Raw genomic sequence first — 23,947 nt, 5'->3', positions numbered from 1 at the left:
TGGGATAATACCCTTAATGAACGAAACGGTATGTGATCGATTTCTAAGAATCTTCCGAACGCTGAAAAATAACCGTAATTAACTACTTAGCATGTGGATTGCGCGTGGACTCACCGGCAAAATTACGCATCAGTAATGCATAATTCAGATCGATATCCTGTGGTACGGGCATCCATACGGTATAACCATCACCAGGCGCAACTGGCATAGCTTCGCCTTTGGCGTTTTCCATCTGCTCAAGGGTGAAATTGACGTTACCCTGCGGCGTCATCAGCTCCAGACTGTCACCGACGGTGAATTTGTTTTTCACCAGCACAGCAGCCAGATCGCCTTTGCGTTCGCCGGTGAATTCACCGACAAACTGCTGACGTTCGGAAACAGAAAAACCGTATTCGTAGTTCTGATAGTCGTCATGAGTATGGCGGCGCAGGAACCCTTCGGTATAACCACGGTGCGCCAGACCTTCCAGTGTTTCCAGCAGTTGCGGATCGAACGGTTTACCGGCCGCAGCATCGTCAATGGCTTTACGATAGACCTGTGCAGTACGGGCGCAGTAATAGTAAGACTTGGTGCGACCTTCGATTTTCAGGGAATGCACGCCCATCTGGGTCAGGCGCTCAACGTGGGCAATTGCGCGTAAATCTTTTGAGTTCATGATGTAAGTGCCGTGTTCGTCTTCGAACGCGGTCATGTATTCACCCGGACGCTGGGCTTCTTCAATCATAAACACTTTGTCCGTAGGCGCGCCGATCCCAAGTGTCGGTTCCACGTTTTGTACCGGGATGGGTTCGTATTTGTGCACGATATTACCCACCACATCTTCTTTACCTTCCTGTACGTTGTATTCCCAGCGGCAGGCGTTGGTACAGGTCCCCTGGTTAGGGTCGCGCTTGTTGATGTAGCCGGAGAGCAGGCAGCGGCCGGAGTAGGCCATACACAGCGCACCGTGAACGAAGATTTCAATCTCCATATCCGGAACCTGGGTGCGGATCTCTTCAATTTCTTCCAGCGACAGTTCGCGGGAAAGGATCACGCGGGTCAAGCCCATTTGTTTCCAGAACTTCACCGTTGCCCAGTTGACCGCGTTAGCCTGTACTGACAGATGAATATCCATATCAGGGAAGTGTTCACGGACCAGCATGATCAGCCCCGGATCGGACATGATCAGTGCATCCGGCCCCATTTCCACAACGGGTTTCAGGTCACGAATGAAGGTTTTCAGCTTGGCGTTATGCGGGGCAATATTAACCACCACATAGAATTTTTTACCCAGTTCATGGGCCTCATTAATGCCGAGTTGCAGGTTTTCGTGATTGAATTCGTTGTTGCGCACACGCAGAGAGTAACGCGGTTGGCCCGCGTACACAGCATCTGCGCCATAGGCGAAAGCGTAACGCATATTTTTCAGCGTTCCCGCCGGGGAAAGGAGTTCCGGTTTAAACATAATGTTCTCGTTCTGATGACAGGTCAGACTCGCTTCACTGCATGAAGCGGTTGGGGGAGTGCCCCCATATTAAGGGCGGGCATTGTATCGCTGCGTGGCGGGCAGGTAAAGTTATTGTGCCGGGTGGGCATTTTGCCTTACCCGGCCTTGATTGGCTTCTGGCTGATTAAGCTATCCGACAGGCATCGGCTTCCCAGCGATATCCTACGCCATAGACCGCGCGGATAAACGACTGCTCTGCATCCAGCGATTCCAGTTTACGGCGCAGATTCTTGATATGGCTGTCGATGGTGCGGTCGGTAACGACGCGGTAATCATCGTAGAGATGGTTGAGCAATTGCTCGCGGGAGAACACTTTTCCCGGTTCATGCGACAGTGTTTTGAGTAAGCGAAATTCAGCAGGTGTCAGGTCGAGCATTTTTCCACGCCACGATGCCTGAAAACGGCCTTCATCAACGATCAGTGGACTTTCTGCATCCATCTGTTGCAACTCGCGCTGTGGTTTACAACGGCGCAGGATCGTTTTCACTCGTGCGACGACTTCCCGCGGGCTGTACGGTTTACAAATGTAGTCATCTGCACCGATCTCCAGCCCCAGCAGGCGGTCAATCTCTTCGATTTTGGCGGTCACCATCATAATCGGGACGTCAGAGAAACGACGAATTTCCCGACACAGAGTCAGACCGTCGGTACCAGGCAACATCAGATCTAACAAGATCAGATCGGGCGGCGTCTGGCGTACATAAGGCAACACCTGATCGCCGTGATTGATGAGCGTAGGGGCATAGCTTGCCGCACGCAGGTAGTCGATGAGCAGTTGCCCCAGCTTGGGCTCGTCTTCCACGATCAGAATACGCGGCGTGTTTTCATCAATGGGTAACTCAGTCATACATCTCTCTGTAAGTCGCGTTCCAGCGGTAACTCTACTGTAATGCTAACCCCGCCAAAAGGCGAATGGGCGGCGCGGATCAGACCATTATGCGCCTGGACAATGTTGACGCAAATCGCCAGCCCCAGCCCGGACCCACCGCTGGCCCGGTTGCGGGACCCTTCGGTGCGATAAAAACGTTCGAACAGTTTCTGTAGCTGTTCGTCGCTAACGCCGGGGGTGGAATCGGCGAAGGTTAATAACACCATCCGCTCCCGCTGTTCGGCACTGATATGCAGACCGCCACCGCTGTCGGTGTAGCGTAGGCTGTTTTCCAGTAGGTTGTTAAACAGTTGCATCAGGCGATCCCTGTCGCCAAAGACCGTCATGCTGTCCGGGAGTGAAAGCTGGATCGTCAGCCCTCGACTGGCAAAGCGCTCACGAAACGCGCCGCTCGCCACTTCCAGCAGAGGGATCAGGTCCAGCGAGGTTTTCTGATAGGCCAGCGCACCTTCATCAGACATAGAAAGCTGGTGGAGATCGTCTACCAGTTTGGTGAGCGTACCCACTTCGGCCTGCAATGAGGCTACCGAATCCGGGGTGAACTGACGTACACCATCCTGAATAGCTTCGAGTTCGCCGCGTAAAACTGCCAGCGGTGTGCGCAGTTCGTGAGAAATATCAGCCATAAAGTCCCGGCGCATCTGCTGGTTTTTTTCCAGCGTACTGGCAAGCTGGTTGAAATCCTGCGCCAGTTTGCCCAGTTCATCGGTACTGGTGGGAACCACGCGGGTAGTAAAATCGCCGGCCGCCAGTTTGTGTGTGCCGTCGACCAGTCGTTTGACGGGCGCGAGCAGGCTCCGTGCCAGCGTAAATGTTGCCAGCGCTGCCAGTATGGTGGAGAGCGCCACGATCAGCCAACTGGTGCGCCGCTGTTGTTTATCGAAGTTAATATCCGTATTGCGCGTCAGCCGTTCAACGGGTGAGGCGATGACGGCGCCAACTTCCAGACCGTTGACGCGGATCGGGCGGCGAGTGCCGTCACGCGGTACGGGACCGCGCGGGCCGACCAGCACATGGGCACTTTGATCGACCACCCAAAATTGCGTGCGCCAGCCGTGCGGTGGCATGCCGGGGCCCGGTTTATCATCGTCATTGTCGTGTTCAAATGAGCGCAGGATCTGAAAGATAAAACGATCGTTGTTACGTAAAAATCGCCAGTTGCCGTGCTGCTCATACTGCTCGCCAAGGGCATCGCTCAACATTTGCAGGCGCTGTTCGTTACCGTGTTTGATGTAGTCAATAAAACCGCGTTCGAAGCTAATGCGGACGGCCCAGTGCATACTGATCAGCAACACAATGCAGGTGGCGAAAATAGCCAGAAAGAGTTTGCCGGTGATACCGGGCCGCCAGAACGTCATCGGGTGCTCCTTTTGCGCCGTGAAATCACCGCGTTGGTCTGCGTGTCGTTCGGCACGCGGGCAAAAATGATGGCAGGCAGTGCGATAAGAAACGCGATGCACAGCCAGGTATACATAAAGACGGTATGCGTAGACGCGCTGTCGATGGCGATATGCTGCTGCCCGAACATGCCTAACAACAGACCGGCGATGGTTACCCCGATACTCATCGACAGTTGCATGATCATCGACAGCAGACTGTTGCCGCTGCTCGCGAGGTCATCCGGCAGGTCTTTGAGCGTCAGTGTGTTCATTGATGAGAAGCGGGTAGAATTGACCATTCCCTGTAAGAACAGTATGAACGGCAGGGCGTAATACCAACCGAGTAACGCGGTGCTCATCAGCAACAGGCTGACCATCGACAGGGCAAGCGTGGTGGTGACCAGTACGCGACGGTAGCCAAACCGGTTGACGACCTGGACCACAATGCGTTTCATTCCCATACTGCCCAGCACCATCGGGATCATCATCAATCCGGCATGAAGTGGCGAAAAGCCCAATCCTATCTGCAGGAATACCGGGGTCATGAACGGTAACATCCCGCTACCGATGCGTCCGGCAAAACTGCCGAACAGGCCTAAAGAGAAGGTGTGTGTACGAAACAGATGCAGGCTAAACAGTGCACGAGGGTTGTTGTAGGCATGTTTCAGATACAGCAGGATCGCCAGTACGCCACAGATAACCAGCGCTGCCAGCGTGATGTGGGAAATGCCGGTTCCCTTACTACCATCGAGCGCTAACGTGAGTACCGCCATGCCAACAGCCAGCATCATGAATCCAGAAAGATCGAAACGGCGAGTTTGCATGGTGTAGTTGGGCATCAGCATTAACGTGGCTATTGCCCCGACAATGCCAACCGGAATGTTAATCAGAAATATCCAGTGCCAGGAGGCATATTCCACCAGGATCCCCCCTAATGCCGGGCCCAGAAGAGGACCAATCTGACCGGGCAAGGTGACGAATGTCATTGCCGCCATGTATTGCTCGCGTGGGACGATTTTCATCACCGTTAACCTGCCGACGGGTACCATCATTGCGCCGCCTACCCCCTGTAACACACGCGCCATCACCAGTTCATTCAGCGTTCCGGACCAGGCGCAAAACAGCGATCCCAGCGTAAACAGAATGATTGCGGTAAAGAATATATTGCGTACACCGATTTTATCGGCCAGCCAACCGCTGGCGGGCAGCATCACCGCTACGGTTAATACATATGACACAATGACCATATGCATATGCAGTGGACTTTCCCCGAGGCTTTTGGCCATTGAGGGAAGCGCGGTGTTGACGATGGTGGTATCCAGCGACTGCATAAAAAAGCCAAATGCCACAATCCAAAGTTGCCAGCGGGTGCTGTCGGGAAGTTCTGTCATAACTCTGCTACCGGTTTGCTGCCTTTACGCGAAAAACGCAGACGCAGACGATCGAAAAAGAGATAGACCACCGGAGTGGTGTACAGCGTCAGTAGCTGACTCACGACCAGTCCGCCAACAATGGTTATCCCCAATGGTTGGCGCAATTCAGCGCCGTCACCAGCGGATAATACCAGCGGCAGCGCACCAAACAGTGCCGCCAGCGTGGTCATCATTATTGGGCGAAAACGCAGCAGGCAGGCCTGGAAAATCGCTTCTTCCGGCTGCAACTTGCCATTTCTCTGCGCTTCCAGCGCAAAATCGACCATCATGATGGCGTTTTTCTTCACAATGCCAATTAATAGCATGATCCCTATCAGGGCGATTAGGCTGAACGGGGCATCGAACAGCTCCAGCGCCAGTAAGGCCCCAACGCCGGCAGAAGGCAGCGTGGAGAGAATAGTCAGCGGGTGAACATAGCTTTCATACAGCATACCCAGCACGATATAGACTGTGGCGATGGCGGCGATAATCAGGATCACCTGTGAATTCATGGTGTCCTGAAATACCTGCGCGGTACCCGCAAAGCTACCGCGCACCGTCGACGGTACCCCAAGCTGGGTCATGGTTCTGTTGATGGCCTCCGTCGCTTCAGAAAGTGAAGAACCCGTCGGCAGGTTAAACGATACGGTTGAGGCGGCAGACAACCCCTGGTGATTCACCGATAGCGGTGCGTTTGCCGGTTGCCATTTGGCAAAGTACGACAACGGTATCGCTTTACCATCGCTGTTGATGACGAACATTTTGTCCAGGGCGCTGATATCCTGGGTGTAGCGTGGGTCGACTTCCATCACCACTTTGTACTGGTTCATCGGCTGATAGATGGTCGAAATTTGCCGCTGACCAAAGGCGTTATTCAGCAGGCTGTTTGCTGCTTCGACGTCGATTCCCAGACGTGACATGGTGTCACGATCGTAGGTCAGATTCATCTCTGCGCCGTTGTCCTGCTGATCGGAATTGACGTCTGCCAGTTGGGGCAGGGTGGCTAGCGCCTTACGAATTTTCGGTTCCCATTCGCGCAGTGCGGCGAGGTCATCTGACAACAGCGTGTATTGGTAGCTGGCATTGGCCTGACGACCACCGACGCGAATATCCTGTACTGCCATCAGAAACAGGTTTGCGCCGGGTTCTTTGGCAAGCGCGACACGCAGGCGGTCAATCACCTGTTGCGCCGTTTCGTGGCGTTCTCCACGTGGCTTCAGGGTGATAAACATCATCCCGCTGTTGACGCGTGAGCCGCCGGTAAATCCGGTGACATTATTCACCGCAGGATCGTCGCGGATGATCTTCATAAAGTCCTGCAGTTTGCCTCGCATCGCCTGAAACGAAATGCTTTGATCGGCCTGGATCCCGCCCATGAGTACGCCAGTATCCTGCTCCGGGAAGAAGGTTTTGGGGATGGAAATATAGAGCCAGACGTTCAGGGCAATGGTTGCGAGTAGCACCACTCCCACCATGCGCGTGTGGCGTAGCACCCACTTCAGCGAGGTGGCGTAGCTTTGTTGTAATGCCACCAGTACACGGCCAAATCCCCGCTTACGCGATTGTTCGCGTGGCGTGCTGGATTTGAGCATCCAGCCGCACATCATCGGCGTCAACGTCAGCGATACCAGCAGTGAAATACCGATAGCCACCGACAGAGTGACGGCAAACTCGCGTAACAGACGACCTGGCAGCCCGCCCATTAACAGCAGTGGCAGGAATACCGCCACCAGCGACAGGCTCATGGAGAGAACGGTGAAACCCACCTCGCGCGTGCCCTGTAGTGCCGCCTGTAACGGTTTCATTCCTGCTTCGAGATGGCGTGCAATGTTTTCCAGTACCACAATGGCATCATCGACGACAAACCCCGTCGCGATGGTTAGCGCCATCAGCGACAGATTGTTGAGGCTAAATCCACACAGATACATCGCGGCAAACGTACCAATCAGCGAGACCGGAACCGCAACGGCAGGGATCAGGGTGGCACGTCCGGAGCGCAGGAAGACAAACACCACCAGGATAACCAACGCCACGGAGATAATCAGCGTCTGTTCGACTTCCTCCAGTGAGGCGCGAATAGTCGGCGAACGGTCCTGGGCGATTTGCAGATCGATAGCGGCAGGAACCAGGGTTTGTAACTCTGGTAGTTTGGCGCGAATGCTGTCTACCGTCTGAATAATATTGGCTTCCGGCAGTTTGCGGATCATCAACAGAATGGCCGGTTTGGCATTGGTCATCCCCGCATTGCGTACGTCCTGCACTGAATCACTGACAGATGCAACATCCCCCAGCCGCACAGCTGCGCCATTGTTATAGTGGATGATAACGGGCTTATATTCCGCCGCAGTTTTGAGTTCATCGTTGGTTTGTACCTGCCAGCGATGGGTTTCATTTTCGATAGCGCCCTGTGGTTTACGCACGTTGGCGTTATCGATAGCGCTACGCACCGCGTCCAGTGATACGCCCTGGTTGAACAGCGCCTGCGGATTAAGCCCCACGCGCACAGCGGGAAGGGAGCTTCCTCCGACATCCACATCACCGACGCCGTTGATTTGCGCGATAGTTTGCGCCAGTTGCTTGGATGCGAAATCGTACAATTCACCTTGCGAGTACGTGTCCGATGTCAGCGTCAGGATCATGATCGGCGCATCAGAAGGGTTGGCCTTCCGATACGTCGGACGGCTGGGCATCCCGCTGGGCAGCAGGCTTTGCGCCGCGTTAATGGCGGCCTGTACGTCCCGTGCTGCGCCGTTGATGTCGCGGTCAAATTTAAATTCGAGAATAATGCGCGTACTGCCAAGCGAACTGCTTGATGTCATCTCATTTACGCCCGCAATGCGCCCAAGCGAACGTTCCAGTGGGGTTGCTACGGATGACGCCATTGTTTCTGGTGATGCTCCCGGTAGCGATGCACTGACCATGATTACCGGGAAATCAACCTGCGGCAGTGGGGCCACTGGCAACAGACGAAAGCCAAGAATCCCGCACAGGGTAATCGCCACCGAAATGAGAATGGTCGCGACCGGGCGATGGATGAAAAGCGCAAAAAATTTCATTTACGCTTCCTCTTCCTGGCGTGGGAAGCGGTTTTTCACGTACAGCGACAGCCGGTCAAACAGCAGGTAAATTACCGGTGTGGTAAACAGGGTTAAGACCTGACTGACCAGCAGGCCGCCGACCATGCCAATCCCTAATGGACGGCGTAACTCCGCGCCTACGCCGGTACTTAACATCAGCGGCAACGCCCCCAGTAGTGCTGCCAGCGTGGTCATCAGGATCGGGCGAAAACGCAGCAGACAGGCCTGAAAAATGGCATCGCGCGGTGACATTCCCTGCTCACGTTCTGCGGCAAGGGCAAAGTCGATCATCATGATGGCGTTTTTCTTCACGATCCCGATGAGCAAAATAATGCCGATGATCGCGATCACGTCCAGCTCACTGCCGGCAATCATCAATGCCAGCAACGCCCCGACACCTGCAGTGGGAAGCGTAGAGAGAATCGTAATCGGGTGAATAAAGCTTTCGTACAATACGCCGAGCACGATATACATCGCGACCACTGCCGCCACAATCAGCCAGATGGTATTGCCCAGGGCTGCCTGGAATGCCAGCGTACTGCCCTGGAACTGAGTGGTGATATTTGCAGGCAGGTTCAGTGTTTTTTCGGCATCCTGAATCGCCTGGACCGCATCGCCCAACGACTGGTTATCTGGCACATTGAACGAGATAGTCGTCACCGGGAATTGATCGAGATGGTTAATCGATAGCGGGGCAAAACGCTGCTCGATGTTGGCGATAGCGCTGAGCGGTACGATTCCGCCATCGCTACTGGTCAGACGAATGGTATCCAGCGCGGCAAGTCCAGGTGTGCTGTCAGTGTTATGCTCTAATACCACGCGATACTGGTTTGCCTGTGTATAGATAGTCGAAATCAAACGCTGTCCGAAGGCGTTGTACAGGGCGTTATCGACATCTGCCATGCTGATCCCTAAACGACTGGCACTGTCGCGATTAACATTCACATAGGCCACCAGTCCCTGATCCTGCCAGTCGCTGCTGACATCAGACAGCTGAGGCAACTGCTGCAGTTTTTCCAACAGTTGTGGCACCCAGGTACTGAGGGCGTCCAGAGAGGTGGCCTGCAGCGTAAACTGGTACTGTGTCCGGCTCACCTGAGTATCAATCGTCAAGTCCTGGGTCGGCTGGAGATAGAGATCGACGCCGGGAACCTTATCCACCGCATCCTGCAGACGCTCAATTACTTTTTGTACGCGGTCATCGCGTTCATTCAGCGGCTTGAGGTTAATTTGCAGGCGTGCACTGTTCAGCGCGGGGTTCGTGCCATCAACACCCACAAAGGCCGTCAGGCTTTCTACCGCGGGATCGTTGAGGAGCACATCGGAAACCTGGCGTTGGCGCTGGGCCATGCTGGCAAATGAACTGGATTGTGGAGCCTGCAGCGTACCCTGAATAATGCCGTTATCCTGAATTGGGAAGAAGCCTTTTGGGATAAAAACCCACAGCATGACGCTCAGGGCCAACGTACTGAGTGCGACGCCAAGCGTCAACCACGGATGGTTAAGTACTTTTGCCAGCCAGTGTCCGTATCCGGCGATCACACGATCGAACATTTTTTCTGAGGCACGGGAGAAGCGGTTTTGCTTACGCAATGACGCCTGACTGAGCATGCGCGCGCACATCATCGGTGTCAGGGTTAGCGATACGACGGCGGAAATCAGAATCGCGACCGCCAGCGTAACGGCGAATTCTCGGAACAAGCGCCCGACGATATCGCCCATAAATAGCAGTGGGATCAATACCGCAATCAATGAAAACGTCAGGGAGATGATGGTAAAACCAATCTCGCCTGCACCTTTCAGGGCTGCGGTCAGTGGTTTCTCCCCTTTTTCGATATAGCGCGAAATATTCTCGATAACCACAATAGCATCGTCCACCACAAAACCCGTGGCGATGGTCAGCGCCATCAATGTCAGGTTGTTGATGGAGAAATCAAGAAAGACCATTACCGCGAAAGTACCGATCAGCGATAGCGGCACGGCAACAGCAGGAATGATGGTGGCAGGAATATTGCGCAGAAACAGGTAGATAATCATGACGACCAACGCAATTGCCAGCATCAGTTCGAACTGAGTGTCTGCAACGGAAGCGCGAATATTGGTCGTACGATCCGAAAGTACAGTGACTTTCACCGATTTCGGCAGGCTGTCTGTCAGTTGTGGCAGCATTTGCCGAATACTGTCTGCCGTGGCGATAATATTTGCGCCAGGCTGACGCTGTACGTTCATCACGATGGCTTGTTGTTTGTTGGCCCATGCCCCAAGCCAGCTGTTTTCTGCACCTTGTTCGACGGTGGCAACATCGCCAAGGCGCACCGGCGCACCGTTTTTATAGGCAACAATTAACTGGCGATACTCATCGGCAGACTGCATCTGGTCGTTAGCGGAAAGCGTAACGGCACGTGTTGGCCCATCAAGACTCCCTTTGGCGGAATTGACGTTGGCACCGGTAATCGCCGTACGGATGGTTTCGCTGGTCAGGCCGAGTGCTGCAATCGCCTGTGCATTGAGCTTCACGCGGACCGCAGGACGCTGGCCGCCAGAAAGTGTCACCAGGCCAACACCAGAAACCTGGGAGATTTTCTGTGCGACGCGGGTTTCCACCATATCTTCCACCTGCGTCATCGGCATGGCGGTCGAGGTGACGGCCAGCGTCATGATCGGCGGATCCGCTGGATTAACTTTGCTGTACACCGGTGGGTTAGGCAGGTCACCCGGCAATAAATTGGTGGCTGCATTGATGGCGGCCTGAACTTCCTGCTCGGCAACATCCAGTGGCAGGGTCAGTTGAAACTGCAACGTGACCACCGATGCACCACCGGAACTTTGGGAGGACATTTGTTTCAGACCGGACATCTGCCCGAACTGGCGTTCAAGCGGAGCGGTAACTGCAGACGTCATGACATCCGGGCTGGCTCCGGGGTAGAGCGTTATGACCTGAATGGTGGGGTAATCCACTTCTGGTAATGCAGCAATGGGCAGGAAACGATAGCCGATAATACCGGCAAGCAAAATCGCGACCATCAGCAATGTGGTGGCGACAGGGCGCAGAATGAACAGGCGGGACGGGCCGCCTGTATTGCCGGGAGGTAACACCTGCATCAGGAGCTCGCTCCTTTTTTGCCATAGCCGCGCGGTGCGGCTTTGTCGTCGCTAGCGGTGGCGGCGTGAGCCTCCACGACCTCGACTTTAGCCCCTTCCGTCAGACGATCAATACCGTCGGTGACGACGCGTTCGCCCGCGGACAGCCCGGCGGAGATAACGACGTTCTGACTGTCCTGAATACCTGGTTTAACCAGATGTTTGCTGACTTTGTTGTCGTTGTTCAGCACCCAGACAAAGTGGCCTTCATTGCCCATTTGTAATGCGGCAGCCGGGATCACGATGGCATTTTGTTCGGTGTCGACCAGCATGCGAGCGTTAACAAACTGATTCGGGAACAAGGCATCGTCCTGGTTGTTAAAGCGGGCTTTCGCTTTGATGGTGCCGGTGGTGGCGTCAATCTGGTTGTCGAGGCTCAGCAGTACGCCTTCGCTCAGTTTTTGCGAGTTGGTACGGTCCCAGGCCTCAACTTTCAGTGGCGTCCCCGATTTCTGTGCCTGTACTACGGTCGCGATATCGTTCTCTGGCAAAGTGAAAACCAGATCAATAGGATGGGTTTGTGTAATGACGACAATCCCGGTGGTATCGCTGCTGGATATCTGGTTACCCACATCCACAAGCTTCAGGCCCACCCGACCATCAACAGGAGCCGTTACCCGGCTCCAGTCGAGTTGCAATTGCGCGCTGGCGACGCTGGCTTCATCGGCTTTTATCGTCCCTTGTGTTTCGTTGACCAGCGCCTGCTGCGCATCCAGTTCCTGGCGAGAGACCAGGTTGGTTTTAACCAGTTGCTGATAGCGGGCGAGATCGCGACGGGCATTGGCCAGTGTGGCTTTATCTTTCGCTAACTGCCCCTGCGCCTGAGCCAGAGCGACTTTAAACTGGCTGGGGTCTATTTCTGCCAGCAGGTCGCCGGCTTTCACCTGCTGTCCTTCCTGAAAGTGTATGGCGATGAGTTGGCCGTCCACGCGACTGCGTACCGTCGCGGTGTTCGCGGCAGTAATGGTACCCAGCCCGGTCAGATAGCGTGGAACTGCTTGTTCGACTGCCGTGGCCGCCTGAACCGGAGCCAACGGGCCTGAACGCATTCCTCGCCGTCCCGTTGCCGGAGCGGGTTGCATCTGACGGGTTGCGCCGGGGGCTGTTCCCTGGGGTTCGCTGCGACTCTGCCAGAACCAAAATGCGACGATGGCGGCCACGACGCTCACGATTGCTATCACCCAGCGGGATTTGTTACTGCCTTTCATTGTTGTAAGTTTCTCATCCTGAAACGTTTCGCGGAATGATACTAGTTTAGCCAGTGAACGCGGGAGAAAAATGGAGGAATTATGAAACACTGTCGGGATTCGTCTGAATGCTGACGCGGCTTTGCGAGGCATTACGCAACAATCAGCGCTGAAAATAGCGAATGCCGGATAGTACGTTAGAGTGCTGGCACGGCAAAAAGGAGGAAAGCCAGAGATTTCAGCCGGATGCTGAAACGGGAAAACCCCTCCCGAGGAAGGGGCCAAAATAAGGAAAGGGTTATGATGAAGTACGTCATCATACTGGTGATACTCTTAGTGATTAGCTTACCGGCTTACTAAGATACCAGAGGGAGGGGAAACCCTCCCTGACCCTCACTCCTGACCATAAGCCACAGTAACGATGATGTCAATACGCACACTTTTCAGCCTGCGAACCACTTAGCGGAAAACCACTTCCGCCCAGCGTGCCAGACCTGCGGTAACCGAGCCGAAGTCATCACCACCGGCGATAGGGATCCCCGGAAGCTGTTCGGCAAGCGCTTTTTTGATAATCGGTGAGCGCGCGCTGCCGCCGGTTAAATAAATGACATCCGGTTTTTCCTGGGCATTATCCAGGGCTAGTTGCACCTGTTCCAGAATATGTGCCAGTGGTTGATTGAGCGCAGTTTCCAGCCCCTGTTGGCTGATTGCGGCAGCCAGTTCATCACTGATAAACGGCAGTGCCGCCGTGACGTTTGCCTGAGCGGAAAGCGCAATTTTGCTTTCTTCTGCGCTACGAACCAGGCGGTAGCTCAGACGCTCGCGCCAGACTTTGAGTAACAGCGCGACTTTGTCCGCTTCACGTGCATCACGGATAAGATCGTTCAACAATCGACCGTTGGCGGTACTGTAAAAATCACTTTGCGCGGGGACATCGTTAATCGCGACGGCGTTCCACCACGGCAGAATAGGTAATGCGATACCTTTTTCGGTTTCGCCTCCCATGCCGAGTAACGGCATCAGGTGTTTAAAGGCCAGCGCGATATCCAGATCGTTACCGCCTACGCGACATCCACTGTGACCTAACAGGCTGGTTTCGCGATCGGCGCGTTGATGCCACTGCGGCCCCATCAGCAGCAACGAGCAGTCGGTGGTACCGCCGCCAATGTCCACCACCAGTACGCGCTTTTCTTCTTGCAAGGTTGCTTCAAAATCCAGACCAGCGGCTACCGGCTCGTACTGAAACACCACATCCTGAAAACCCGCGCGTTTTGCCGCGCGTTCAAGAATACCCTGCGCCTGGGCGTTGGCGTCGTCGCCGCCTAACCCCTGGAAGTTTATCGGGCGACCGATGACGGCCTGGGTAATGGCTTCGGGGAGCTGATTCTGTGCCTGGTTGCGGATGTGCAGCATCATCGCGCAGACCAAATCCTCAAACAGCGCAACCTGCTGTGGCTTCAGGCCGCTGGCACCCAGGAATGATTTTGGCGATTTAACAAAGTAAACCTCTTCCGGGTCGTCAATGTATTGCGCCAGTGACGCCAGACCAAACTGTACGCTATTGGCGTTAACATCGATGTCTTCATCGCGGTTATAACGCATCGCACGACTCAGTAGCGCCTGTGTTTCGGCATCCGTTGTGGGGACATCATGATGGCGATACAACCATTCGCTGACCGCTTCACGCGTAGGGGCACAAAGCATAGAAGGCAGCAGCGTGCTGTTATTTTCCATTTTGAGCAAGTATGGCTGCCCATCACGCATGACGGCCACTGAACAGTTCGCCGTACCGTAGTCAAAACCAATAAACACCGTAAAAATCCCCATGCCAGTGAAGAAGGGGCGTGACTTTAGCGAAATGTTGACGCCCCGACAACTGGAATATGAAAGCAAGGCGTATCGTCGGGATAACGTTTATGCTGTAGGCTGGCAAAAAAAGGAAGCGTACATGTTTACTCTGAGCTGGCAACCGCCTTACGACTGGCCCTGGATGCTGGGGTTTCTGTCCGCCCGTGCGGTGGATGGCGTCGAAACCGTTGGGGAGCTGTATTACGCCAGGAGCCTGGCAATCGGTGAGCATCACGGGCTGGTGAGTGTGGTGCCTGACCTGAAGACATACCAGCTTCAGATCAGGCTAAGTCCGGGGCTACAGCCCGTTGCGGCAGAGTGTCTGGTTAAAATTGAGCGCTTGTTCGATCTTGGTTGCTGTCCACAGCATATTGTTAACGCTCTGGGCAGCCTGGGCGCTGCGCGTCCTGGCTTGCGGCTACCCGGCGCTGTCGATGCCTTTGAACAAGGTGTGAGGGCGATATTAGGCCAGTTAGTGAGCGTCGCAATGGCGGCAAAACTGACCGCGAAAGTTGTACACGCCTACGGCGACAGGCTTGATGACGCGCCTGAGTATGTGTGTTTTCCCACACCACAAGCGTTGGCTGCTGCTGAGCCTTTGCACCTGAAAGCGTTAGGGATGCCGCTCAAACGCGCCGAAGCGCTCATTCATCTGGCACGAGCAACGCTTACGGGAAGGCTTTCATCGGTTGCACCAGCTGATATTGAGCAAGGCGTAAAGCACTTACAAACGTTTCCCGGTATAGGGCGCTGGACTGCCAATTATTTCGCGCTACGCGGTTGGCAGGCGAAAGATGTTTTTCTTCCTGACGATTATTTGATCAAACAACGCTTTCCGGGCATGACACCCGCCCAGATCCGGCGCTATGCCGAGCGCTGGAAGCCGTGGCGCTCCTATGCGTTATTGCATATCTGGTATACGGAAGGGTGGCAGCCGTCAGTTGATAGCGAAGTGACTGGTATTGAGTAGCAGATCCAACGGCTGAGCATCAGCAATGATGTCGCCGTAGATCATATCAATGCCGATACCAGAAAGTGCGTCCATGATCAGTGGCATTTGCACGGGGCCAGCGATCGTTTTGATATCCAGGCGCTGAGCATGGCTCTGGATCATAGAAACCCACATTTCATCCATCAGGTTGCCGTGAACACTGGCGCTGATCTCACTGTCCAGTAACAGGTAATCGACAGCGTGAAACTTCAGGTTTTCAAAGATCTCTAAGTCGCGCCCAACCTGGCTTAAAATAATCCGACAACCCGCGTGACGAAGTCGCTGAATGGCCGATATGCTCTGAGCTGGATGCGATTTCATCACTCCGGCTGGTATGGTCAGGTGTAATAAACGTGGTGGTAGCGGGCTACGTTGCAACTGTTCTAACAGTCCATCCAGAAGTTCGGTACTCAACAGTCCGGCTGCAGAAAGGGGAAGGGCAATACTGAGTCCCTTACTGGCAATTGCCGTCGCAGCATGCTGGAAAAATTCGTTAAAAACCCGGCGGTCAAGCGCATGATTAAGCGCAGGGTCAACGAGTCCGGTACGGAAGATATGCTCTTCGATAACATCACCGTCCTCTGTTCCCAGACGCAGTGAGAGTAGCCAGAAGCTGAATGTCTCAGGAATGCGTGGAGAGGCCACACCCCGGGCGATCATGAGCATCGGGTTGTGCGCAATAATGTACTTCTGTTCATCAAACGACAGCAGTTCCCGTGAAGTGTGCGTCTGACTTTGCTGAGGCTCATACACGCAGACCCGCCCACGTCCGCTGTTTTTGGCGGCATAGCAGGCGATATCCGCCTGGGACATGACCTCCGTCGCGACATGATTTTTCTCATCGATCAGCGTAATACCCGCACTGGCGCCTATGCGGTGCAGACGGCCCTCCCACATAAACTGATGCTCGTTGATGGCGCGGATAATACGGCCAGAGATAAAGCGTGCGCTTTCGATGTTGCAATCTGGCAGCAACAGACCGAATTCATCGCCGCCGAGACGCGCCAGTACATCGCTGCTACGCAGCATGCTGAGCATCAGAGACGCCAGTTCGCGCAGCAGGGCATCGCCAGCAGCATGGCCCGCGCTATCGTTCACGGCTTTAAACCGATCCAGATCGATAAAGACCAGAACATGGCGTTGATGCGTATCGTGTACGGCTTGCAGCAATTGTTTCAGATGGTTCTCGAAGCTGACCCGGTTAGCAAGATGGGTGAGGTCATCGTGCGACGCGCTGTAGCTCAGTTGGCGTAACATCTTACGTGACTCGGTGACATCCTGAATGACCAGTACGGAGCCAATGCTGCCGCCGTCAAGTGTACTGAGTGGCGTAATGCTGTACTGAATGTCGTAACTGCTGCCGTTACGGCAATGCAGGACCACCTCCTGCTCTATGGCTGTGCGCGACATATCGGCACTGTAGATGTTTTCCATCAATGGGCCGTTATCGCCAAAGGTGATACGCAGCACTGTCAGTAACGGAATACCTATCGCGTCGTCCTGCTGCCAGCCGCTCATCTTCTCGGCAACCGGGTTCATAAAGGTCACATTCATGTCGACATCAATACAAATCACCGCTTCGCCGATTGAGTCCAGCGTGATGTGCAAACGCTCTTTTTCCTGGTACAACGCTTCATTGAGCTGCTTCACTTCGGTCATATCCAAATTAATGCCGAGTAAGCGTTCAACTTCTCCGTCTTTATTCAGTACCCGGTTAGCCAACGAGCGGATGTGTCGCACGCCGTCACGTACTGCAATACGAAATTCGAGTTTAAAGGGAATTCGTGCGGCCAGAGAGTCGCGAATCACATTCTCAGCATGCTCGCGATCTTCCGGTACGACGCACTCGTACCAGACTTGCCAACTGGGTTTGATATGCGGCGGGACTTCATAGAGATCGAACATGCGCTTATCCCAACTGATCACGTCGGGTTGCAGTTCCCACTCCCAGATGCCGATACCGCCTGCTTCGTTGGCGAGGGTGATGCGTTCCATCAGCCGCTTATTCATCCACTCGGTGTGCTTCAGGTCGTTTATGTCTTCGACCTGTGCAATAAAGTAGAGCGGGGTGTTGTCGCTGTGGCGTACCAGCGAAACGGCCAGCAATGCCCAGACGACTTCGCCCGCGCGCGTGTAGTAGCGCTTTTCCATGGAGTAGCTATTGATTTCACCACGGGTCAACATGCCGAGTTGTTCGAGGTCGTTATTCAGATCTTCCGGCCAGGTGAGCTGCTGGAAGGTCAGCGCTCTCAGTTCTTCCTGACTGTAGCCAAGAAACTGACACAACGCCTTGTTTGCCTGTAACCACTGCCCTTCGGTACCGACGAGTGCCATGCCAATCGCGGAATATTCCATGGCATTACGAAAACGCGATTCGCTTTCAGAGATGTGTTTTCGCTCGGCCCGAAATGCGTACATCACCATAGTCATCATGTTGGCTGGCAACAGAATCATCAAAAACGGCAGCCACGGAATACTTGTCATCACATTCGCTTTTGGGGTGTAGAGCAGCGATGGGTTGGCAGCCAGCATCAGAGAGACCATCATGACGGTGCTGAGGAAAATTAAAAATGCTTCCATACGTGGCAAACGGACGGCGCTCCACATCAGCAACACAATGACGCAGGTAAACGGCCACGGCACGTACATCATGGAGAGCCAACTGAACGTTAAAGTGATGAGCAGCGTGATGAGGGTCTCAAGCAGTAAACGGGGATCGCGGTGGCGCAGCAGATAATGAGGCTTGAATAACAGACCCAATGGCACCAGCGCCAGCGCGCCGATGGATTCGGAAAGCACCCAAATAAGAAACGTATTTAACGAGGTTCCCTCCGGGAGCAGTAGCCACATCAGCACACCACCTAACAGCGGTGGAATGACGGCGCTACCCAACGCCAATCGCGCCCAGTCATTCAGATTCTGTAAGGGATTGTACCAGGGGAGCAGTTTGCGCAATAACATCGCGCCGGCGACCGCTTCAATAATATTGATGGTCGTATAAGTGTAGTTAAGCGAACCTCCAGGAAAGAACAGCAAAGACGCGCCGATGCTGCCGAATGAGCAAGCCAGCGCTATCCCGGGCCACATTTTTCCTGCATGGCGGTAAAACGCCACCATCATGATTGAGGTTGGAAACCAAAGCGGTGCCAGTTGGGTACCGAAACGCGACAGTTCCAGCGAGAATAGTGTAAAGATAAATGCTACCAGACCTAAACTGGCCAGGCGCAGCAGAGGATGGGGTAGGGTAACTAAAACATGTTGGAATTGTTTACTCATTACCACTTTACCCAAATAGCCGATGTCGGCCAGCAGAGTTACCGGCCGCATCACGTTTAATCTTCGTTTATGCTAGTACAAATAATTTACAATTTATACGCCAGTTGCTCATAAATTAACACGCTCAAGCCATTAATTCCTAAGGCGGGTGAATAAAACTTGAGCCTGCTTTAAAATTAACCGTTTTAATTTGCGACAGGGACGCATTGGTGTAGCCTGGGCTGGCATCGCGCTGCTGAAATCCCTATAATTGCCGCGTTTGGCGTTTCGACGCCGCCCTTCCTTACATCCAGGTTAATCAGGTCGCTAAATTTATGACTGATCAGTCCCATCAGTGCGTCATTATCGGCATTGCCGGCGCATCGGCTTCCGGCAAGAGTCTTATTGCCAGTACTCTTTATCGCGAATTGCGCGAGCAAGTAGGTGACGAACATATTGGCGTTATTCCCGAAGACAGCTATTACAAAGATCAAAGCCATCTGTCGATGGAAGAACGCGTAAAAACGAACTACGACCATCCGAACGCGATGGATCACAGTTTGCTGTTTCAGCATCTGCAAACACTTAAACGTGGTTCCGCCATTGAATTGCCCGTTTATAGCTATGTCGAACACACACGCACACAAGAAACTATTCATATTGAACCCAAGAAAGTCATTATTCTGGAAGGCATTTTGTTGCTGACGGATGCGCGTTTGCGTGATGAAATGAATTTCTCTATTTTTGTTGATACGCCGTTGGATATTTGCCTGATGCGCCGTATCAAGCGGGATGTGAATGAACGTGGTCGTTCAATGGATTCGGTGATGGCGCAATACCAAAAAACCGTACGTCCGATGTTCCTGCAATTTATTGAGCCTTCAAAACAATACGCCGATATCATCGTGCCTCGCGGGGGTAAAAACCGCATTGCTATCGATATTCTGAAGGCGAAAATCAGTCAGTTCTTTGAATAAGTTCAGCGAATTGTGTACCGTTCAGTGATAACCTGGTTCACCCTTAACGCGCCTGGCATTAAGGGGTTGAAGCACGAAAGGAGAAAGTGCCATGCGTTTATGTGACCGAGATATTGAAGCCTGGTTGGATGAAGGTCGTCTGTCGATCAATCCACGTCCTCCTGTCGAGCGTATCAACGGCGCAACGGTAGATGTGCGTCTTGGAAACAAATTTCGTACGTTCCGCGGTCATACGGCGGCGTATATTGATTTGAGCGGACCGAAGGATGAGGTCAGCGCTGCGCTTGACCGCGTAATGAGTGATGAAATTGTCCTCAAAGATGGTGAAGCGTTTTTCCTGCATCCAGGTGAATTAGCGCTGGCGGTCACTTTCGAATCCGTAACGCTGCCTTCCGACCTTGTTGGCTGGTTAGACGGCCGTTCTTCGCTGGCACGTCTGGGCCTGATGGTACACGTTACTGCACACCGTATTGATCCGGGTTGGTCGGGGTGCATCGTTCTGGAATTTTACAACTCAGGAAAATTACCGTTGGCGCTGCGCCCCGGTATGCCGATTGGTGCACTGAGCTTCGAACCGCTTTCCGGCCCTGCAGCGCGACCTTACAACCGCCGTCAGGATGCGAAGTATCGCGATCAGCAGGGCGCGGTAGCCAGCCGGATCGATAAAGACTGAGTGTTTTTCAGTCCATTGAGGATAGCATGAGACGATTTCTGACGACGTTGATGATTCTTCTGGTCGTGCTGGTGGCCGGTTTCTCTGCGTTAGTATTGTTGGTGAATCCGAACGATTTCCGCGCATACATGGTGAAGCAAGTTGCTGCGCGTAGCGGATATCAACTGCAGTTGGATGGTCCTCTGCGTTGGCACGTGTGGCCCCAGTTGAGCATTCTCTCCGGGCGCATGGTGCTAACGGCCGACGGTGCCAGAGAACCTCTGGTTCGTGCCGACAATATGCGTCTGGACGTCGCCTTGTGGCCGTTGTTGAGTCACCAACTCAGCGTAAAACAAGTCATGCTCAAAGGCGCGGTGATTCAACTCACACCTGAAACCGAGGCTGTGCGTGGAGTCGATGCCCCTGTTGCGCCAAAAGATAATACACTGCCGGATCTGGCAGAAGATCGTGGATGGTCGTTTGATATCGCTCGCCTGCGCGTGGCTGACAGCGTTCTGGTATTCCAGCATGAAGACGATGAACAGATAACGGTTCGTGATATTCACCTGAATATGGAACAGGATGTCCAACATCGCGGAACGTTCGATATCACCGGCCGCGTTAACCGCGACCAGCGCGACCTGACGTTGTCCATCAGCGGCGCTGTCGATGCGTCTGACTATCCGCATGATTTAGTCGCTAACATTGAGCAGCTAAGCTGGCAGTTACAGGGCGCTGACTTGCCGCCGCAGGGGATCCGCGGCCAGGGTCAGCTTCAGGCGCGGTGGCAGGAAGAGAAAAAACAGCTCGCTTTTACTCAAATTAACTTAACTGCGAATGACAGTTCACTCGCCGGGCAAGCTCTGGTAACGCTGGCGGAGAAACCCGCATGGGATGTCGATCTGAAATTCGGCCAGCTCAATCTGGATAACCTGCTCGTACAGCATGACGCTCTGACGGCGACAGATACCGGAGCACAGCAGAGTCAGAGTCAGAGCCAGTCGACTCTGGCGCGACCGGTCATTGCCTCGCAGGTTGATGCCGTCTCTTACCAGGGGCTGAAAGGATTTTCCGCCAATATAGCACTTCAGGCGGATAAAGTTCTCTGGCGGAAAATGGCCTTTGATAATGTTTCTGCAAAAATCGTCAACCAGGCTGGCTTGCTGAATATCAATGAGTTACAGGGAAAAAGTGACGGTGGGTTGATCTCGCTTCCTGGCGCGCTGGATGCCAGAAAAGGCTCACCACGGGCCGTCTTTCACCCACGACTGGAAGGCGTAGAAATCGGCACTATCCTGAAAGCCTTTGACTATCCTATAGCCCTTACTGGCAAGCTGTCACTGGCTGGCGATTTTTCGGGCTCTGACATTGATGCGCAGGCATTTCGTCACAGCTGGCAAGGACAGGCCAATGTTGAGATGAGCGGCACGCGTATGGAAGGCATGAACTTCCAGCAACTGGTGCAACAGGCGGTTGAACGTAGCGGCGGCAATGCAAGCTCGCAACAGGATTTGGATAATGCGACGCGACTGGATCGCTTTGTGACCGATCTGACGCTGGATAACGGCAAGGTTACGCTGGATAACATGGAAGGGCAGTCCGCCATGCTGGCGCTTTCGGGTAAGGGCACGTTAGATCTGGTTGAGCAAAATTGTGATACTCAGTTTAACGTACGCGTGCTGGGCGGATGGAATGGGGAAAGCAAATTGATCGATTTCCTCAAAGCGACTCCGGTTCCGCTCAGGGTCTATGGCAAGTGGCAGTCGTTGAACTATAACCTGCAGGTGGACCAACTCTTGCGTAAGTATATGCAGGATGAAGCGAAACGCCGATTGAACGACTGGGCCGATCGCAACCAGGATTCCCGCAACGGCAAAGACGTTAAAAAGCTGCTGGATAAACTTTGAACCCTTGAGTCGGATGGCGCTTTAGCGCCATCCGGCATATCGCTTATACCTCGTAATCCATCTCTTCTTCACTGCGCAGTGGTATCAACTGGACTTTCTGCACCCGATGGTTTTCTACTTGCAAGGTTTTCAGCAAATAGTCACCCACTTGTACTTCCTCTCCGGTTTTCGGGATACGCTGCAGATACTCCATTAACAGCCCGGCAATGGTGTGGTACTCACGTTTCTCATCTAATGGGAGCGGGACATACTGTACCAGGTCTTCCAGCGGCATATGGCCATTTGCCGTCCACGACCCATCGGCATTTTTCTGAATATCATGACGCGCGTCGATCTCTTCGACTTCATTTGGCAAGTTACCCGCGATGGTTTCCATCACGTCGCTCAGCGTCACGATTCCTTCCACCGAACCAAATTCATCGGCCACAAAAGCGAAGTGCGTACGGGCATTACGGAACTGCTCCAGTGCCGGAAGGAGCGGCAGGGTTTCCGGGAATACCAACGGCTGGCGAAGCAAGACGCGCAAATCGAGAGGTTCGCCACGCAGCGACTGTTGCAGAAGGTCAATCACATGCACCACACCGAGCAGTTCTTCCTGTTCATCTTCTCCGGTTACGACCAGACGCGTATGCTGGTTTTTCTCCAGGAGTGTGCGAATTTCAGCTTCCGGCGCATTGAGATCAATGTGCTCGATATCATGGCGTGATGTCATGATGCTGCTGACGGTTCGCTGATTAAGGTTCAGCACGCGTTCAATCATCCGCCGTTCTTGTGGTGCAAAAATCTGGCCTTCATGATGATCCGCCAACATGGCGGCAGTTTCGGCATCCAGCTCGGCATCTTCTTTTTGACCGCTTATCAGACGCATTACCGCCTCGGCGGTTCGCTGGCGTAACGTGTGGTTAGCCGACAGGAAACGACGACGGTTAAAAATAGCCAGCTGGTTCAGGGCTTCTATCATGACCGAGAAGCCGATAGCCGCGTACAGATAGCCTTTCGGTATGCGAAAACCAAAGCCTTCCGCGACCAGGCTGAAACCAATCATCAGCAGGAAGCTCAGGCACAGGATAACGATAGTTGGGTGGCTGTTAACAAAGCGGGTCAACGATTTACTGGCCAGCATCATCAGGCTGATGGCAATAATCACTGCCGCCATCATGACCGCCAGATGATCAACCATGCCAACAGCAGTGATCACAGAGTCCAGTGAGAAAATGGCGTCCAGTACCACAATTTGCGCGACCACGCCCCAAAATTTCGCACCCCGACGCTGAGTGGGATTGTCGCTGTCTTTCCCTTCCAGCCTTTCGTTAAGCTCCATCGTCGCTTTGAACAGCAGGAAGAAGCCGCCAAATAGCATGATCAGGTCACGGGCGCTGAAGCTGAAGTCCCGAATGCTGAACAGAGGTGTGGTCAGCGTCACCAGCCATGATATTGACGCCAACAGCAGCAGGCGCATGACCATCGCCAGTAGTAGCCCGGTAATACGCGCCTTATCCCGCTGGGCTTGAGGGAGTTTCTCCGCGAGGATGGCAATAAAAACAAGATTATCAATGCCAAGAACGAGTTCTATCACGATTAGCGTGACGAGTCCGGCCCAGATTGACGGATCGGCAATCCATTCCATAGTAAATGCTATACCCATAGTGATATGACAATTGTCACAATTCGATCATGGGTAAAACCGACGAAAAATGCAATGGCGAGAAGGGATTTCTCTGCCGTTTATATCAGGACAGGGGCGAG

General features: G+C 53.7%; 15 protein-coding genes. 5 read left to right on the top strand and 10 right to left on the bottom strand.

All coding sequences use genetic code 11. The features are described 5' to 3' along the window. Window positions 1-82: 82 nt before the first annotated feature. The 7 genes from trhP to OGX95_RS01970 form a co-directional block, all read right to left on the bottom strand. On the bottom strand, window positions 83-1,444 hold the full coding sequence (trhP, locus tag OGX95_RS02000) for a prephenate-dependent tRNA uridine(34) hydroxylase TrhP (RefSeq protein WP_271441353.1): 1,362 nt from the start codon (window positions 1,442-1,444) through the stop codon (window positions 83-85). A 166-nt stretch (window positions 1,445-1,610) separates the two neighbouring features. Beyond that, window positions 1,611-2,333, bottom strand: coding sequence for an envelope stress response regulator BaeR (gene baeR / locus OGX95_RS01995; protein WP_137382236.1), 723 nt, complete (start codon window positions 2,331-2,333; stop codon window positions 1,611-1,613). Continuing rightward, window positions 2,330-3,733, bottom strand: a complete 1,404-nt coding sequence (gene baeS, locus OGX95_RS01990) for an envelope stress sensor histidine kinase BaeS (RefSeq protein ID WP_286628140.1) — start codon at window positions 3,731-3,733, stop codon at window positions 2,330-2,332. Before baeS ends, baeR begins: the two co-directional genes overlap by 4 nt. After that, window positions 3,730-5,145 (bottom strand): MFS transporter, encoded by a 1,416-nt coding sequence (locus OGX95_RS01985; protein ID WP_286628139.1) that lies wholly within the window; start codon window positions 5,143-5,145, stop codon window positions 3,730-3,732. Before OGX95_RS01985 ends, baeS begins: the two co-directional genes overlap by 4 nt. Beyond that, window positions 5,142-8,222, bottom strand: a complete 3,081-nt coding sequence (gene mdtC, locus OGX95_RS01980) for a multidrug efflux RND transporter permease subunit MdtC (RefSeq protein ID WP_286628138.1) — start codon at window positions 8,220-8,222, stop codon at window positions 5,142-5,144. The genes OGX95_RS01985 and mdtC overlap by 4 nt, the downstream gene beginning before the upstream one ends. Next, window positions 8,223-11,345, bottom strand: a complete 3,123-nt coding sequence (locus OGX95_RS01975; RefSeq protein WP_286628137.1) for an MdtB/MuxB family multidrug efflux RND transporter permease subunit — start codon at window positions 11,343-11,345, stop codon at window positions 8,223-8,225. Further along, the gene (locus OGX95_RS01970; RefSeq protein WP_286628136.1) at window positions 11,345-12,592 is read right to left on the bottom strand and encodes an MdtA/MuxA family multidrug efflux RND transporter periplasmic adaptor subunit; all 1,248 of its coding nucleotides are present in this window, start codon (window positions 12,590-12,592) and stop codon (window positions 11,345-11,347) included. The genes OGX95_RS01975 and OGX95_RS01970 overlap by 1 nt, the downstream gene beginning before the upstream one ends. Window positions 12,593-12,871: 279 nt before the next feature. Here OGX95_RS01970 and OGX95_RS01965 point away from each other — a divergent pair, with 279 nt between their 5' ends. Further along, window positions 12,872-12,931 (top strand): type I toxin-antitoxin system Ibs family toxin, encoded by a 60-nt coding sequence (locus OGX95_RS01965; RefSeq protein ID WP_106672390.1) that lies wholly within the window; start codon window positions 12,872-12,874, stop codon window positions 12,929-12,931. Window positions 12,932-13,030: 99 nt separating this feature from the next. On the opposite strand, the gene yegD is transcribed toward OGX95_RS01965, so the two are convergent. Next, the gene (gene yegD, locus OGX95_RS01960; protein ID WP_286628135.1) at window positions 13,031-14,383 is read right to left on the bottom strand and encodes a molecular chaperone; all 1,353 of its coding nucleotides are present in this window, start codon (window positions 14,381-14,383) and stop codon (window positions 13,031-13,033) included. A 136-nt stretch (window positions 14,384-14,519) separates the two neighbouring features. Between yegD and alkA the strand changes: the two genes are divergently transcribed. Beyond that, on the top strand, window positions 14,520-15,389 hold the full coding sequence (gene alkA, locus OGX95_RS01955; RefSeq protein ID WP_286628683.1) for a DNA-3-methyladenine glycosylase 2: 870 nt from the start codon (window positions 14,520-14,522) through the stop codon (window positions 15,387-15,389). Here the strand turns inward: alkA and OGX95_RS01950 are convergent. Then, on the bottom strand, window positions 15,357-18,686 hold the full coding sequence (locus tag OGX95_RS01950) for a diguanylate cyclase (protein ID WP_286628681.1): 3,330 nt from the start codon (window positions 18,684-18,686) through the stop codon (window positions 15,357-15,359). The genes alkA and OGX95_RS01950 overlap by 33 nt on opposite strands. A 314-nt stretch (window positions 18,687-19,000) precedes the next feature. Between OGX95_RS01950 and udk the strand changes: the two genes are divergently transcribed. The 3 genes from udk (at window position 19,001) to asmA (ending at window position 22,201) form a co-directional block, all read left to right on the top strand. Further along, window positions 19,001-19,642 (top strand): uridine kinase, encoded by a 642-nt coding sequence (gene udk, locus OGX95_RS01945; protein WP_005128328.1) that lies wholly within the window; start codon window positions 19,001-19,003, stop codon window positions 19,640-19,642. A 91-nt stretch (window positions 19,643-19,733) separates the two neighbouring features. Further along, window positions 19,734-20,315 carry a dCTP deaminase gene (dcd, locus tag OGX95_RS01940; RefSeq protein ID WP_003036774.1) on the top strand — a complete coding sequence of 194 codons (582 nt, stop codon included), beginning with the start codon at window positions 19,734-19,736 and terminating at the stop codon, window positions 20,313-20,315. A 26-nt stretch (window positions 20,316-20,341) separates the two neighbouring features. Next, window positions 20,342-22,201 carry an outer membrane assembly protein AsmA gene (gene asmA, locus OGX95_RS01935; protein WP_286628134.1) on the top strand — a complete coding sequence of 620 codons (1,860 nt, stop codon included), beginning with the start codon at window positions 20,342-20,344 and terminating at the stop codon, window positions 22,199-22,201. A gap of 43 nt (window positions 22,202-22,244) precedes the next feature. Here asmA and OGX95_RS01930 read toward each other — a convergent pair whose 3' ends face one another. Then, the gene (locus OGX95_RS01930; protein ID WP_286628133.1) at window positions 22,245-23,828 is read right to left on the bottom strand and encodes a TerC family protein; all 1,584 of its coding nucleotides are present in this window, start codon (window positions 23,826-23,828) and stop codon (window positions 22,245-22,247) included. Window positions 23,829-23,947 lie beyond the last annotated feature (119 nt).

Origin of the sequence: Citrobacter sp. Cu233, from assembly GCF_030332225.1 — a bacterium.
In the GTDB taxonomy this organism is placed as follows: domain Bacteria; phylum Pseudomonadota; class Gammaproteobacteria; order Enterobacterales; family Enterobacteriaceae; genus Citrobacter.
The sequence above is the reverse complement of the archived record's forward strand: the minus strand, read 5'-3'. Positions and strand labels throughout refer to the sequence as shown.

Excerpts from the sequence above, each read along its gene's own strand:
- trhP (WP_271441353.1), bottom strand. The coding sequence starts at position 1,444 with ATGTTTAAACCGGAACTCCTTTCCCCGGCGGGAACGCTGAAAAATATG.
- baeR (WP_137382236.1), bottom strand. The coding sequence starts at position 2,333 with ATGACTGAGTTACCCATTGATGAAAACACGCCGCGTATTCTGATCGTG.
- baeS (WP_286628140.1), bottom strand. The coding sequence starts at position 3,733 with ATGACGTTCTGGCGGCCCGGTATCACCGGCAAACTCTTTCTGGCTATT.
- OGX95_RS01985 (WP_286628139.1), bottom strand. The coding sequence starts at position 5,145 with ATGACAGAACTTCCCGACAGCACCCGCTGGCAACTTTGGATTGTGGCA.
- mdtC (WP_286628138.1), bottom strand. The coding sequence starts at position 8,222 with ATGAAATTTTTTGCGCTTTTCATCCATCGCCCGGTCGCGACCATTCTC.
- OGX95_RS01975 (WP_286628137.1), bottom strand. The coding sequence starts at position 11,345 with ATGCAGGTGTTACCTCCCGGCAATACAGGCGGCCCGTCCCGCCTGTTC.
- OGX95_RS01970 (WP_286628136.1), bottom strand. The coding sequence starts at position 12,592 with ATGAAAGGCAGTAACAAATCCCGCTGGGTGATAGCAATCGTGAGCGTC.
- alkA (WP_286628683.1), top strand. The coding sequence starts at position 14,520 with ATGTTTACTCTGAGCTGGCAACCGCCTTACGACTGGCCCTGGATGCTG.
- OGX95_RS01950 (WP_286628681.1), bottom strand. The coding sequence starts at position 18,686 with ATGAGTAAACAATTCCAACATGTTTTAGTTACCCTACCCCATCCTCTG.
- udk (WP_005128328.1), top strand. The coding sequence starts at position 19,001 with ATGACTGATCAGTCCCATCAGTGCGTCATTATCGGCATTGCCGGCGCA.
- dcd (WP_003036774.1), top strand. The coding sequence starts at position 19,734 with ATGCGTTTATGTGACCGAGATATTGAAGCCTGGTTGGATGAAGGTCGT.
- asmA (WP_286628134.1), top strand. The coding sequence starts at position 20,342 with ATGAGACGATTTCTGACGACGTTGATGATTCTTCTGGTCGTGCTGGTG.
- OGX95_RS01930 (WP_286628133.1), bottom strand. The coding sequence starts at position 23,828 with ATGGAATGGATTGCCGATCCGTCAATCTGGGCCGGACTCGTCACGCTA.